Origin of the sequence: Cellulomonas sp. IC4_254 (genome assembly GCF_011603975.1) — a bacterium.
In the GTDB taxonomy this organism is placed as follows: domain Bacteria; phylum Actinomycetota; class Actinomycetes; order Actinomycetales; family Cellulomonadaceae; genus Cellulomonas.
In genome coordinates this window covers 1-13,951 of record NZ_JAANNB010000097.1, presented here as the reverse complement: position 1 = coordinate 13,951, position 13,951 = coordinate 1, and the positions used below count along the sequence as shown (strand labels likewise).

The 13,951-nt window shown below is 75.1% G+C and carries 12 protein-coding genes; 3 read left to right on the top strand and 9 right to left on the bottom strand.

Translation table 11 applies throughout. The features are described 5' to 3' along the window. Together G6556_RS11010 and solA are read left to right on the top strand one after the other, a co-directional pair. Positions 1-545 (top strand): PfkB family carbohydrate kinase (locus G6556_RS11010; protein WP_205693326.1); only part of this gene is annotated, 545 nt, incomplete at its 5' end. A gap of 116 nt (positions 546-661) precedes the next feature. Next, positions 662-1,840 carry an N-methyl-L-tryptophan oxidase gene (solA, locus tag G6556_RS11005; RefSeq protein WP_166941256.1) on the top strand — a complete coding sequence of 393 codons (1,179 nt, stop codon included), beginning with the start codon at positions 662-664 and terminating at the stop codon, positions 1,838-1,840. A gap of 37 nt (positions 1,841-1,877) precedes the next feature. Here solA and G6556_RS11000 read toward each other — a convergent pair whose 3' ends face one another. Continuing rightward, positions 1,878-2,075 (bottom strand): hypothetical protein, encoded by a 198-nt coding sequence (locus G6556_RS11000; protein ID WP_166941254.1) that lies wholly within the window; start codon positions 2,073-2,075, stop codon positions 1,878-1,880. Between the two features lie 87 nt (positions 2,076-2,162). Beyond that, positions 2,163-2,729, bottom strand: a complete 567-nt coding sequence (locus G6556_RS10995; protein ID WP_166941252.1) for a dihydrofolate reductase family protein — start codon at positions 2,727-2,729, stop codon at positions 2,163-2,165. A 107-nt stretch (positions 2,730-2,836) separates the two neighbouring features. Between G6556_RS10995 and G6556_RS10990 the strand changes: the two genes are divergently transcribed. Beyond that, complete coding sequence (locus G6556_RS10990; RefSeq protein ID WP_166941250.1) at positions 2,837-5,128, top strand: bifunctional diguanylate cyclase/phosphodiesterase; 2,292 nt, start codon at positions 2,837-2,839, stop codon at positions 5,126-5,128. Between the two features lie 117 nt (positions 5,129-5,245). On the opposite strand, the gene G6556_RS10985 is transcribed toward G6556_RS10990, so the two are convergent. The 7 genes from G6556_RS10985 to G6556_RS10955 all read right to left on the bottom strand — a co-directional run bounded on the left by G6556_RS10985 (position 5,246) and on the right by G6556_RS10955 (position 13,917). Further along, entirely contained in the window at positions 5,246-5,482 is a 237-nt protein-coding gene (locus tag G6556_RS10985) for a hypothetical protein (protein WP_166941248.1), read from the bottom strand. Between the two features lie 22 nt (positions 5,483-5,504). Then, positions 5,505-6,128: a hypothetical protein gene (locus G6556_RS10980; protein WP_166941246.1), complete on the bottom strand. Its 624-nt coding sequence runs from the start codon at positions 6,126-6,128 to the stop codon at positions 5,505-5,507. Positions 6,129-6,245: 117 nt separating this feature from the next. Next, positions 6,246-7,304 (bottom strand): hemolysin family protein, encoded by a 1,059-nt coding sequence (locus G6556_RS10975; protein WP_166941244.1) that lies wholly within the window; start codon positions 7,302-7,304, stop codon positions 6,246-6,248. Then, complete coding sequence (locus G6556_RS10970) at positions 7,301-8,707, bottom strand: hemolysin family protein (RefSeq protein WP_205693325.1); 1,407 nt, start codon at positions 8,705-8,707, stop codon at positions 7,301-7,303. Before G6556_RS10970 ends, G6556_RS10975 begins: the two co-directional genes overlap by 4 nt. A 162-nt stretch (positions 8,708-8,869) precedes the next feature. Further along, a complete protein-coding gene (locus tag G6556_RS10965; RefSeq protein ID WP_166941242.1) occupies positions 8,870-9,862 on the bottom strand; it encodes a glycosyltransferase family A protein in 993 nt (330 codons plus the stop codon). Between the two features lie 69 nt (positions 9,863-9,931). Continuing rightward, positions 9,932-12,538, bottom strand: a complete 2,607-nt coding sequence (locus G6556_RS10960) for a SpoIIE family protein phosphatase (RefSeq protein ID WP_205693324.1) — start codon at positions 12,536-12,538, stop codon at positions 9,932-9,934. 62 nt (positions 12,539-12,600) lie between these two features. Continuing rightward, on the bottom strand, positions 12,601-13,917 hold the full coding sequence (locus G6556_RS10955) for an oligosaccharide MFS transporter (protein ID WP_166941238.1): 1,317 nt from the start codon (positions 13,915-13,917) through the stop codon (positions 12,601-12,603). Positions 13,918-13,951 lie beyond the last annotated feature (34 nt).

Sequence of the window (13,951 nt, the reverse complement as noted above, 5' to 3'; positions counted from 1 at the left end):
TGCAGCAGCCGGCCGGGGCGATCCGCGCCGCCCTCGCCGCCCTGCCGCCCGCCGCTCCCCCGTCGCCGGGGCCGGGCCCGCTCGTCGTCGCCGACGGGGCCACCGACGACGCCGCGCTGCTCCGCGACCTGCTCGCGGCCGGAGCGGTGCTGCGGGCCGACGCCGCGGAGGCCGCGACGCTCACCGGGCGCCCGGTGCACGGGCTCGCCGACACGGTCGCCGCCGCGACGGACCTCGTCGCGCGCGGCGCCCGCGCGGTCCGGCTGGCCGCGGGCCCGGACGGGGACGTGGTCGCCTGGCCGGGCGGGCACACGGTGACGCCGCTGCTCGGCGGGGACCCGGTCGACCCGACCGGCGCCGGCGACGCGTCGACCGCCGCGCTGGCGGTCGCGCTCGCCACCGGACACGACCCGGCGGAGGCCGCGTGGTGGGCGGCCGTCGCCGCGCGCCGGACGGTCGAGCACCCGGGCGGGCGCCCGGACCTCGACGCACGGTCCGTCAGCGCGGAGGCGGCCGCCGCCCGCGGCGCGCACCCGGGCGCCTGAGACCGCGCCGCGCCCGCCCGACGCCCCGACACCGGGCACCGACCCCGGCCCGCAACCTCCGCGCGCGACGTGGACGCCCGTCGACCGCCGGGACCCGGCGGGCTACCGTGCGGCGCGTGGCACGCACCTACTCGCACGTCGTCATCGGGGCCGGCGCGGTCGGCTCGGCCGCCGCCTACTGGCTCGCCCGCGCGGGCGCGGAGCGGGTACTGGTGGTCGAGCAGTTCGACCTGGTCAACTCCCTCGGCTCGTCCGGCGACCACTCGCGGATCATCCGGCGGTCGTACCACCGGCCGGAGTACGTGCACCTGACTGACGCCATGTTCGCTGCGTGGGACCGGGTCGAGCGGGAGTCCGGCCTCCGGGTCTTCACGCGCACCGGCGGGCTCGACCTCGCCCCGCCGACCGCGGACGGCGCCGACCGCCTCGCCGTGTTCCGGGACGCGATGGCCGCGGGCGGGGCGCGGTTCGAGGACCTGTCGACCGCCGACCTGCGCTCCCGGTACCCGCAGTGGCAGGTCCCCGACGGCACGTCGGCGCTGTTCCAGGAGGACGCGGGCCTCATCGACATCCGGCGCTCGGTCTCGGCGCACACGTCGCTCGCGCTCGCGGCGGGCGTCGAGTTCTGGCCGCACACCCGGGTCACCGGGGTCGACGTCCGCGACGGCGGCGTGACGGTGCGGACCTCCGCGGGCGACGTCGAGGCGGGCGGCCTGGTCGTCGCGGCGGCGTCCTGGCTCGGCGACCTGATGCCGGACCTCGGGCTCGACTTCCCACTGACCCTGTCCGAGGAGCAGGTCGACTACGTCGCGTCCTCCCGGCTGACGGACTTCACGCCGGACCGGTTCCCGATCTGGGTCTGGCACGGCGACGAGGTGATGTACGGCTTCCCGGTGTACGGGGAGGCCGGCGTGAAGATCGCCCGGGACATGCGCGGGCACTTCGTCACCAGCGAGGGCCGCACGCACCGCCCCGACCCGGCGACCACCGAGCGGTCCCGGGAGTTCCTCGCCCGGCACCTGCCCGCGGCGGCCGGTCCTGCGCTGCGCAGCGCGGTCTGCGTGTACGACATGCCACCGGACCGGGAGTTCGTGCTCGACACGGTCCCCGGGCACCCGCACGTCGCGGTGTTCAACGGCGCGGGGCACGGCGGCAAGTTCGCGAGCCTGGTCGGCTCGGTGCTCGCCGACCTGGTGACGGCCGGGTCGACGCCGCACGACATCAGGCTGTTCTCGCTGACCCGGCCGGCGATCACCGACCCCGGGTACGTGGCGGACTTCGGCCTGCACGCCTGAGCCCGCGCCCGGCAGGGCGAGCCGGGGCGCGCGGGCCTCAGGCCGGTCCGGCCCCCGGACCCGCCGTGCCGCCGAGCCCGAGGACGGCCAGCCCCCCACCGTCGCCCTGCTCGAACACCGGCCGGTCGCGGCCGCACCGCGCGCAGACCTCGAACAGCGCCTCGGCGCCGCCCTTCTCCGGGTTCCGCCGCACGCGCCAGGCGTGCCGTCCGACCGTGCACCGCAGCGACCTCATCGTCGCCCTCCTCCCCTGGACCGGCGCGACCACGGTCCCGCGGGTGCGACGGTGCCGTCATCCACGCGGAGGTGTCACCGAGCCGGCTCAGCCCCGGCGCACGGCGTAGCGCAGCCAGAGGGTCCCGTTGCCGAACCCCCGCTGCTCCAGCAGCTCGAGGTCCAGCGCGACGTCCTCGGGCCAGAACCGCAGCCCGCCGCCGACCGACACCGGGGCGAGGTACGGCTGCACCTCGTCGACGACGCCCGCCCGCAGGGCGTGCGCCGCGAGCGTCGGGCCATCGACCGTCACGTCGTGGTCGAGCCCGGACACCCACGCGCGCACGGCCTCGGGGTCGAACGACCGCTCGACGGTGGTGCGCGCGGTGGTCGGCTCGGCGAGCGTCGAGGAGTACACGACCTTGTCCGCGGCCTGCCACACCTCGGCGTAGTTCCGGACGAACTCCGGCGGGTCCGGGGTCTCCAGCGCGGTCTCCCAGAACGACATCGTCTCGTACATCCGGCGCCCGTACAGGTACGTGCCGACGGAGCGCGTCTGCTCGGAGATGAAGTCGTGCAGCGCCGGGTCCAGCGCGCCGCCCCAGTCGCTGCTGCCGGACGCGTCGGCCGCGTAGCCGTCGAGCGAGGTGAACATCGAGTAGATCAGCCGCCCCATCGCCCTACCGTACGGGCGGCCCCCGCACGGGCGCCAGGGTCCGCCGGGGCGGGTGAACTCCGCCCGCTCCGCTCGGCTGCCGCCCCGGGACGCCGATGGACAGGGTGATGCCCTCCCTCACCACCCCGCCGCGACGACGCGTCCTGCCGCCCGGCCCCCTGCTGCTCGGCGCCGCGGCGCTCGTCGCGGTGCTCGCCGTGGTGGAGCTCGCGACCGGGCTCGGCGGCCTCACCGCGGCGGGCGGGGCGCTGGCCGCGGTGTCGGCGGGCGTCGTGCTGCGGCAGCAGGGGCCGATGCGCTCGCTGGAGGAGCGCGGGCTGTGGCGCTGGTGCGGCCGGTCGGTCGTCGCGGTCGGGGCCGGGCTGGCGGCCGAGGCGGTCCTCGACCTCGCGGTCCGCGGGCCGGCGGCGGAGAGCGCCGGCGGGCTCGCGCTCACCGTCGGCGGGGTCGTCGCCGTCGCGTGCGCCCACCAGGGCATGCTGACCTGGAACCGGTTCCGCACCTCGGCGGTGCACCCGGTGGACTGGATCAACTTCGTCGGCTCGACGCTCGGCACCCTCGCGCTGCTGGTCTGGGCGGTCGCCGTCGGCGTCCTGCCGGCGGACGGGCCGGGCTGGGTCGCGGAGGGCCACCTCCTGCGGGCCGCGGCCCTCGTCGTGCTCGCAGTGATGACCCTCGTGGTGACGGTGCTCGGCGGGCTCCGGGACGACCCGCGCGCCTGGCTGCTGATGTCCGGGCTCGGGGCGATGGCCGTGGTCGAGCTGCTGCTCCTGCCGTCGGCCTCGACCTCGGGTGCGCTCGCCGTTCCCGTCGTCGTCAGCTGGAGCGCGCTCACGCTGGTCACCGCGCGGGCCGGCGCGATCAAGCCCCCGCCGCTGCGCGGGCACTTCGCGTCGACGCTGGTGGTGACGACCTGCGCGATGATCGCGGTGGTCGCGAGCACCGTGGTCCTGGTGCTGGACAGCCTGCGCCCGACCGGGACCCCGGTCGTGGCGCTGCTCGCCGCCGCGGGCGTCGTCGGCGGCTGCGCCCAGCTGCTGCGGACCGCGAGCGAGCTCGCCGCGCTGGCCGCCACCCGCAAGGAGGCCCGCACCGACCCGCTCACCGGCGTGGCCAACCGCCGGGCGATGCTGGAGGTCGCCGACCGGTTCGCCGCCGCGCGGACCGGCGCGGCGCTGCTGGTCATCGACCTCGACCGGTTCAAGGACGTCAACGACCGGTACGGGCACCCCGCGGGCGACGCGGTGATCCGGACGGTCAGCGGGCGGCTGCAGGCCACCCTCGACGGAGGGGCGCTGCTCGCCCGGTTCGGCGGCGACGAGTTCGGGGTCGTCCTGGACCACGACGACGTCGACCGCGCGACCCTGGTGGCGCACGCCCTGCGGGCGGCGGTGCGCGAGCCGATCGACGTCACCGGCCGGGTGGTGCGGCTGGACGCGAGCATCGGGGTGGCGAGCACCGCGTTCGGCGACCACCACGACGGCGAGCTGGTGCGCTGGGCCGACACGGCGATGTACGCCGCGAAGCGCGCGGGCGGTGGCGTCCGGGTCTACGACGAGGCCGCCGACGCCCGGGACCGCGACGAGATCGCCCTCGGCGACGAGCTGCGCGCGCTGCTGGCCGCGCCGGACGGCGACGACCGGCACGGCGTCCTGGAGCTGCACTACCAGCCGCAGCTCGACTGCGCGGAGGGCCGTGTCGTCGGCATGGAGGCCCTGGTGCGCTGGGCGCACCCCGAGCGGGGGCTGCTGCCGCCCGGGGTGTTCATCGACCTGGCGGAGCAGACCGGCTCGATGTTCGCGCTGACCGAGCGGGTGCTCGCGCAGGCGACCCGCACGGCCGCCCGCTGGCAGGCCGAGGGCCGGGACCTCCCGGTGGCGGTGAACCTGTCGACGTCCTGCCTGGGCCACCCGCGGCTGCTCGCGACGCTGGACGGCGTCCTGGCGGCTGCGGGCCTGCGCCCGGAGGCGCTGGTCGTGGAGATCACCGAGACCACGCTCATGCACGACCCGCCGCACGCCGTCGCGGTGACCCGGGCGATCGCGGACCGCGGCATCGGGCTCGCCATCGACGACTACGGGTCGGGCTACTCCTCGCTGACCTACCTCAACGAGCTGCCGGCCGGCGAGCTCAAGCTCGACCGCTCGTTCACCATGCGGCTGACGTCCGACGCCCGCACCCGGGCGATCGTGTCCGGGACCCTGGAGCTCGCGCACCACCTCGGCCTGCGGCTGATCGCGGAGGGCGTCGAGGACGCCGAGACCGCCGAGGCGCTGCGCGGCATGGGCTGCGACCGCACGCAGGGGTACTGGCACGGCCGCCCGATGCCGCTGGCCGACGCGGACGCCTGGCTCCGCGCCCGGGACGACGCGGCACGCGCGGCGGCGGTCGGGGCGTAGGGCGCTCCGCCGGGGCGCGACCGGGCCCCCCGCCACCGCGTGCAGCGCGACGGGGCGGCGTCGGTACCGCGGATCGGCCACGAGTCGGCATCGACCGTCGGAACGAGCGTCGTGGCGTCAGCGTCGCTCCGGAGGACCTGATTTCGTCTCGTCAGCACGGACTAGGCCTGCCACGACGAAGCACGATCCCATCACGGTGAGCACCGTCACCAGCCGGTTGAGCACGGCACCGGCGAGAGTACCCACGCGGATCGCGCCCTGCTCCAAGCCGGCCAGCACCGCCAGCTCCAGCCCGACACCAGCCAGGACCAGTGCCACGCCGGTGATGATCACCGTCGTGCGCGAGAGCCTCACGCCGCGCATGCCACGGTTCCGATCACGACGACCAGCTCACCGTCGCCGGCCACCCGACGCTCAGGTTCTGGGCCCGGAACTGAGGATTGCTGAGAACGTTTCCCCAGTGCACCGAGCCACCTGCCACGGTGCCGCAGCTCACACCCGTCCACGTGGGCGAACCCGAGGTGGAGAATGACCTGCCCTGACCGCAGACGCGAGGAGCTGCGATTCCCGCACCGGTGGTGAAACCGTAGTACCGGTGGTAGCCGACATGACCGAAGACCGCCGCGCCGCACCGATCCGCGCTGCTCCACGCACCCGTCGCCGGGGCGATGACCCGTCCTGTGCACTGAGCCCTCTCGGCGGCCGCGACCACCCCGTCGGGCTGCCCCTCGACGGGTCGCCCATCGGGGTGGACGATCGGCGTCCCCGGCTCGAAGTCGTCCGCGATCACCACGTCGGACTGCTGCACCACGTCGGGCAGCGCGGCGATCACCTCGAGAGGGACGTCGGGGTTGGCCACCGCGACAGGCAGCCGGGAGAGGTCGCCCGGCGGCGTCCTCGCACTCGGGTCGTCCGCGACGGCCCCGTTCGCCCCGCCGACCGCCAGAGCCGCGACCGCTCCGACCACCAGAACTTTTTGGACGCGCTTGAATCTCGACACGGCATTCTCCTCTCGCCCAACGCATTCCCCGTTGAATGCGATGCGATCGACGCTAGGCAAACGCTCGCCGTGGGCGCAAGGCGAGTTTTCACGCCGGACATAAGCGGAATTCGCGACTTATCGCGATTGATCGCCGCCGGGTACGCGCAGCGCAGCGGCCGGCCTGCGGCGCGACGGCGCCGCGAGCGGGAACAACCGCGCCAGGACGTCCGCCAGCGTCACCACGCCGAGCGTCCGCCCGCCGTCCAGCACCAGCGCCAGGTGCTGCCGCTGCTCGCGCATCTGGGTGAGCGCCCCCGACACCGGGGCGTCGGCGGCGAGCCGCAGCACCGGCCGCGCGAGCGTCCCCACGGGCGCGTCGTCCGGGTGCGCGAGCGTGTCGCGCACGTGCACCACGCCGTCCATCCGCTCGCCGGCGCCGACGAGCACGCGCAGGTGCCCCGAGCCCCGGGTCGCCGCCCGCACGTCCGCCATCGTGGCGTCCGGCGCCACCGCGGTCGGCGCGCCGCCGGCCCGCACCAGGTCCCGCACGGTGAGGTGCTGGAGCTCCAGGGCCCCGGTCAGCTGCCGGGAGTAGGCCGCGTCCAGCGCGCCCACGTTGGTCGAGTGCTCGACCAGGTGCCGCAGGTCGTCCGGGTTCTGCCCGGTGGCGACCTGGTCGGCCGGCTCGACGCCGACCCGCCGCAGGCACCAGTTCGCCGCCTCGTTCAGCACGCGGAGCAGCGGCCGGGTGAGCCACATGAACGCGCGCATCGGGGTGGCGAGCAGGATCGCGGACGTCTCGGGGTGCGCGATCGCCCACGACTTCGGCGCCATCTCGCCGACGACGAGGTGCAGGAACGTCACGATGATGAGCGCGAGGACGAACCCGGCGACGTCGGCGAGCCAGAGCGCGACGCCCCAGCCCTCGAACAGCGGGGTCAGCCAGTGGTGCACGGCCGGCTTGGTGACCGCGCCGAGCGCCAGGGTGCAGGCGGTGATGCCGAGCTGGGACCCGGCGAGCAGCACCGTGAGCTCGGTCGAGCTGCGCAGCGCGGCCCGGGCGGAGCGGCTGCGCGGGGCGGCCTCCTCCAGCCGGTACCGCTTGGCGGCGAGCGCCGCGAACTCCACGGCCACGAAGAACGCCGACAGGGCGATCAGCCCCACGGTCACGACCACCACGACGAGCGGGCTCATCGGTCCTCCTCCCGGTCGCGCTCGAGGGCCTCGGCGCGCTCCTCGTCCGTCGGTGGCGGGTCGGCCGGCACGGTGACCCGGACCCGCGCCGGCACGTGCCGCTCCAGCTCCAGCACGTCGACCCGCATCCACACGGGGTCGGGCTCCTCGGCGAGCGCGAGGTCGCCGGGGTCGCCGGGCAGCAGCACGACGACGGAGTCGCCCACCGCGGGCAGCGCGCCGTGCGCGGTGATCACCAGGCCGGCGATCGTCTCGTAGTCGCCGGCGGGCAGGTCGCGCCCGATCGCGCGCTCCACCTCGTCGACGTGCACCTCCCCCGCCATCACCCAGGAGCCGTCGTCCTCGGCGACGCCGACGGCGGCGGCCGCGGCGTCGTCGTGCTCGTCGGTGATCTCCCCGACGAGCTCCTCGGCCAGGTCCTCGAACGTCAGCACGCCGGCGAAGCCGCCGTACTCGTCGAGCACGCAGGCGAGCTGGTTGCGCCCCGCGGCGAGCTGCCGCAGCGCGTCGGGCAGGGCCATCGACGTGGGCACGAGCTCGGGGGCGCGCATGAGGCGCTCGACGGGCTCCCCGGGCTCGGTCGCGACCAGGACGTCCTGCAGGTGCACGACGCCGAGCACCTCGTCGTCGGCGGACAGCACCGGGTACCGGGAGTGCCCGCTGGCCATCTGCTCGCGGACGTCCCCGACGGTGGCGCCGGCGCGGACGACGTCGACCCGCGACCGCGGGATCATCGCGTGCTCGACGTCCTGCTCCGGGAAGTCGAGGACCCGGTCCAGCAGCACGGACAGCTCGCGCGACAGGTCCCCGGACTCGGCGGACTCGGCGACGATGTGCTCGAGGTCGCGCGCGGTCGCGGAGTGCTCCACGTCGTGCACCGGCTCGATGCGCAGCAGCCGCAGCAGGGCGTTCGACGCGGAGTCGAACACCCGGATCAGCCAGCCGAACACCGTGAGGTACGCGGTGGTGGACGAGGCCAGCCGCACGGCGACCGGCTCGGGGCGGGCGATCGCCAGGTTCTTCGGGAACAGCTCGCCGAACAGCATCTGCACCAGCGTGGACAGCAGCAGCGCGAGCACGGTGCCGACGGCCACGCCGACGGCCTTCGGCACGCCGACGCCGCCCAGGGCCTCGCCGAGCGCGTCGCCGATCAGCGGCTCCGCCACGTACCCGACCAGCAGGCCGGTCACGGTGATGCCGAGCTGGGCGCCCGACAGCATGAAGGAGGTGCGCCGGGTCACGGACAGCGCGCGGCGCGCACCGGCGTCACCGTCGGCCGCGCGAGCGTTCAGCCGCGACCGGTCGACGGCCATGTACGCGAACTCCTGCGCGACGAAGTACCCGGTCACGGCGGTGATCGCCAGCACGACGAGCACGCCCAGGAGCAGGGACAGCACCCACATCAGATCTCACCCCCCGTCGCCGTCTCGTACGGGCGCAGGGGGTCGGTACTACTGTCGCCGTCCATCTCTCTCCAGGTCGGGGCCACGGTCGACACCCTCAACGCGCCGGGTGCCGCCCCGGTTCCCGCGTCCCGGGACCAATGTCCCGGGGGTCGGCAGGGGTCAGACCCAGTACCCCGACGACGCCGAGTACGCCCCCTGGTACTGCCCCCGCCGGAGCCGGATCGCGTTCCGCTTCACGTCGTAGGCCAGCAGCCGCCACTGCGGCACGGTCCACCGCCGGGCCACCGAGGCGAGCGCCCGCGCCCGGTCGGCAGGCGACAGGGGCGCCACCAGCGTCTCGGCCATCATCCGGTAGGCCAGGTACCACTGCGGGAAGGCCACCGGCCGCCGGAACGCCGGGTCGTAGCTGCGGACCTGCACGATCGGGTCCGCGCCGACCGCCTTGCTGTTCTGGTTGTCGTGCCGCCGGCACCGGAACAGCCGCTCGGGCACCACGACCCACTCGGAGCGCAGCGCCGACCGGATGCCCAGCACGATGTCCCCGCCGAAGAACCGCGGGTGACCGCCCATCGCCCGCAGCGCGTCGGTCCGGAGCACCCCGCCCCAGGCGATCGCCTGCCAGGACTCGCGGCGCAGCAGCTGGTCGACCCGCTCCGCGGGGGCGAGGCCGAGGTAGTCCAGGTCCTCGTCGTCCATGTACCCGACGACGTCCCCCGCGGCGTCCACCAGCGTGACCCGCGGGAACGCGATCTCGGCCTCGGGGTGCGCGAGCAGCGCCTCCCGGCAGCGCACCAGGTGCTGCGGCTCGACGACGTCGTCGGCGGCGTTCCACAGGAACAGCGGCGCCCGGGCCAGGTCGAGCACCCGGTTGAAGTTCCACGGCACGCCGCGGTTCTCCTCGGAGCGCACGTACCGGAACCGGGGGTCGGCGTCGGCGAACGCCCGGGCGATCTTGGCGGTCTCGTCGGTCGAGCCGTTGTCGGAGACGATGACCTCGATGTCGCGCAGGTCCTGGTCGCGGAGCGCGGTCAGGGCCTCCTCGAGGTAGAGGTCGCCGTTGTAGACGGGCACGCCCACGCTCACGAGGGGCACGGGGCGGTCGTCGGCCGGCCGCGCGGGCTGCGCGGGCACGGCGTCGTCGGGCAGCTGCACGGGCGGGCCTCCTCTGACGCACCCGGGCCGACCGCGCTGCCTGCCCGATTTGTGACCTTTGTCGGGATGCTACGCCGGGTTCACCCGTTCGCGCGCCTGTCCGACGGAGTCCTGCAGCCCGAGGTGCACGACGAGGAGCGCGATGTCGTCGTCCGGCGCGTCCCCCGCCACGCCGCGCGCGAGCACCGCGTCGGCGAGGAACCCCGCGTCCAGCGTCGCCGAGCCGGTGGCCCGGGCCTGCGCCTCCGGGGCCAGCTCCGCGACGAGCTCGGCGAGGGCGTCGATCCCCTCCTGCAGGTGGGTCCCGCGCCGCTCGACCAGCCCGTCGGTGTAGAGCAGCACCGTCGAGCCCCGCGGCAGCTCGACCACCGAGTCGGTGCGCGCGTTGCCGGGCGACACGCCCAGCACCAGCTCCGGCCGCGGCCCGCGCAGCTCGCGCACGGTGCCGTCCGGCGCGACGAGCAGCGGGGGCAGGTGGCCCGCGTTGGTCCACCGGAACCGGGTCGTGCCCGCGGCGCGCTCCTCCGGGGTCTGCTCCAGCCGCCCGACCACCGCGGTAGCCATCGCGTCGACCTGCAGCGTGTCCAGGGCCTGGTCCAGCCCGCGCAGCACCTCCGCGGGGCTGCCGCCCGTGGTCGCGGCGATGCCGCGCAGCAGCGTGCGGACCTGGCTCATCACCGCGGCGGCGTGCCGGTCGTGGCCCATCACGTCGCCGATCACCACGATCGTCGACCCCGAGGGCTGCAGGAACGCGTCGTACCAGTCGCCGCCGACCTGGGCGACCCGCGCCGCGGGAACGTACCGGACGGCGACGTCCAGGTCGTCGGGCTGGGCCGGCGCGGACAGCAGCGCGCGCTGCAGCGTCTCGGCCATCCGGCGCTGGCCCTCGTAGAGCCGCGCGTTGTCCAGCGCGAGCCCGGCGCGGTCGGCCACCTGCGCCAGCAGGGCGAGGTCGTCGTCCCCCAGGTCCGCGTGCCCGTCGTCGAGGAACAGCGTGATCGCGCCGACCGTCCGGCCCCGCGCGCGCATCGGCACCGCGTACCCGGTGCGCGGTGCCAGCCCGGCGAACACGTCCCGCGCCTCGCCGCTGAGCAGCGGCAGCACCGCGTCGGTCGCGCCCGGGATCACCACGGGCTCCCCCGACCGCAGCGCGCGGTGCAGGAACGAGGTCGGCGAGAGGGCGCCGAGCCGCAGCTGCGCGTACCGCGCCACCGCCCGGCGCTGCGCCGGGTCCGCGTGGTAGCCCGCGATGTCCCGGAGCTGCCGGCCCTCGTCCCAGAGCGTCACGAGCGCCCAGGACCCGAAGTGCCGGACCACGTGCCGCGCCAGCCGGCCGACCGCGTACTCGGTGTCCAGCGTCGCGCTCAGGTCCTCGCCCACGGTCGCGAGCAGCGCCAGCCGGCTGGTGGCCGCGTCGGCCGCGGCGAGCGCGGCGGTGCGCTGCTCCTCGAGCCGGCGGCGCTGGGTGATGTCGTGGAAGTACACCGAGAGCCCGTCCGGCCCCGGGTGCGCCCGCACCTCGTACCAGCCGTCGAGCGGCGGCGGGTAGTAGGCCTCGAACGACCGGGCCGTCCCCGACTCCGCCGCGCCGCGGTAGTGCTCCTCGAACGCGGAGCCGACCGACAGCGGGAACAGGTCCCAGATGACGCCGCCGAGCAGCTCGCCGCGGGTGCGGCCCAGCACCCGCTCGGCCTCGGCGTTCACGTAGGAGAACCGCCACGCGTCGTCCAGCAGGAAGAACGCGGTCTGCATCGTCTCCAGCACCCGCGCGATGCGGGTGTCGGCCTCGCGCTCGGTGGTGGTGTCGTAGGCCGCGCCCAGGACGCGTACGGCGGTGCCGTCCGGGCCGGGCAGCGCCATGCCCTTGGCCTTCACCCAGCGCACGGCGCCGGACGGCTGCACCACCCGGTACTCGGCGGTGTACTGCGCGACCCGGTCGATGGCGTCCTGCAGCGCCTGCGCCACCCGCGCGCGGTCGTCCGGGTGCAGGCAGGCGTCGAACGCCTCGATGGTGCCGCCGAACGAGCCGGGCTCCAGACCGAAGATCGCGTGCAGCTCGTCGTCCCAGGCGAGCCGGCCGGTGCCGAGGTCCCAGTCGAAGCTGCCCACCCCGCCGGCGGTGACCGCGAGCTGCCAGCGGACCCGGTCGGCCTCGTACTCGACGGCGAGCGCCGACAGCTCGAGCTCCGCGACCGCCGACGCCGCCAGGTCGGTGAGCACCAGCACGTCGTCCGTCGACCACGCCCGCACCTGGGCGTCGTACACGCACAGCGCGCCGACGACGTGGCCGTCCCGGCCGACGAGCGGCACCCCGAGGTAGGCGCGCACCCGGTCGTCGGCGACGACGTCGAGCCCGAGCAGCCGGTCGTCCGCCCGCGCGTCGGCGACGACCAGCGGCTCGCCGAGCGACGCGGTGACCTCGCACACCTGGTCCTGCAGCGGGCTGCGCAGGCCGGTGGCGCCGACGACCGGACCGACCTCCGCCGGGGCGAGCGCGCCGTCGCCGGCGGTGGGGACGTCGGCCAGCAGGGACACCTGCGACGACGGCGCGGCGAGCAGCCGGGACGCGAGCTGCGCCAGGCGCTCGAGGGCCGGGTTGCCGACCGACGACAGCAGCCGCTGCACGGCGGCCCGCGACGACGGCGCCGCCGGGCTCCCCTCGGGATGGTCGGGCACAGGTCCCTCCATCTGTCGCGGCCTGCGTGCAGCATAGGCGAGCCGGGCGGTCCCGCGGCTCGTCAGGACGAGGTGAGCGCCTCCGCCCGGTCGGCAGGCTCCCCGGGCGCGACCCGGTCGCGGTCGTCGGCCATGAGGAACCGCGCGACCAGCGTGACCGCCAGGATGACGCCCGCCATCACGAGGTACGAGTGCGCGAACCCGATCGCGGCGTACGACGCCCCGAACATCGACGCGAAGATCGCGATGCCGATCTGCTTGGCGAAGTTGAAGCCGAGCATGTACGCGGTGGCGGAGATCCGGACGTCGAACATCCGGGTGATGTACTTCATGACCGACACGAGCAGGAACGGCATCTCGATCGCGGCCAGCAGGCGCCAGGCGATCAGCAGCCACTCGTGCGTGAAGAACGCCGAGCCGAGCACGCGCACCAGCAGGATCGCGGCGAACACCATCAGGCCCTTGCGGGCGCCGATCTTGTTCACGATGAACGGCGCGGCGACCATGAACGCCGCCTCGGCGAAGATCTGCACGGCCACGACCCGGGAGAACAGCACCTCCGGGTCCCCGCTGGCGACGAACGTGGCGAAGTAGTTCGGGAACTGCTGGTCGAACACGTCGTAGAGCGCGGCGGTGCCGAACATCAGCACGACGAAGCCGAGGAAGTTCCGGTCGCGCAGCAGGGCGAGCACGGTCTCCTTGGAGACCTTCGTGCCACCGGAGCCGGCGTCCGCCGCGGCGCCCGCGGCCTGCGCGCCGTCACCCTGCGGCACCCGGGCGACGAGCAGCAGCGTGCCCAGCACGATCGCCGACACCGAGCCGGCCCACCAGATGCTGTCCGGGTTGGCGGCCCAGATGAACCCGCCGACGAGCGCCGCGGTGCCGCCGGCGAGCGAGCCGAACAGCCGGGCGTGGCCGTACTCGTAGCCGTTGGCGCGGCTGGCCCGCTCGCTGAACGCCTCCACGACGCCGACGCCCGAGTTCAGGCACAGGCTGAGGAACACGCCGCCGACGACCGCGGCCAGGTACTCGTTCACGCCGATCAGGGGCTGGAAGACGAACACGAAGAACGGGCCCATGAACGCGGCGCACAGCACGACGAACGCGAACAGGTACTTCTTGAAGCCGAGCCGGTCCTGCAGGAACCCGTAGACCGGCTGCAGGGCGAGCGCGGTGATCGCCGAGACCGTGCTGACGACGCCGATCGCGCCGGTGCCCATCCCCTCGCGGGCGAGCCACAGCGGCAGGAACGTGAACGCGAGCTGCCAGATGGCGAAGTAGAAGAAGAACAGGCCGCCGTAGTTCCAGAACACGCCGCGCCTCAGCGACTCCAGGGCGCTCGGGCGCTGCTCTGCGGCGGGGGTGGTGCTGGTGGTCACTGCGGGTCTCCGGCGGGGCTGAGGACCTCGGTCG

Bases quoted from the DNA above. Each gene is read 5' to 3' on its own strand.
- G6556_RS10970 (WP_205693325.1), bottom strand. From the start codon at position 8,707: ATGTGGGTGCTGTCCCTGCTCCTGGGCGTGCTCGTCGTGCTGGCGATC.
- G6556_RS10975 (WP_166941244.1), bottom strand. From the start codon at position 7,304: ATGAGCCCGCTCGTCGTGGTGGTCGTGACCGTGGGGCTGATCGCCCTG.
- G6556_RS10995 (WP_166941252.1), bottom strand. From the start codon at position 2,729: ATGGGGCGGCTGATCTACTCGATGTTCACCTCGCTCGACGGCTACGCG.
- G6556_RS11000 (WP_166941254.1), bottom strand. From the start codon at position 2,075: ATGAGGTCGCTGCGGTGCACGGTCGGACGGCACGCCTGGCGCGTGCGG.
- G6556_RS10990 (WP_166941250.1), top strand. From the start codon at position 2,837: ATGCCCTCCCTCACCACCCCGCCGCGACGACGCGTCCTGCCGCCCGGC.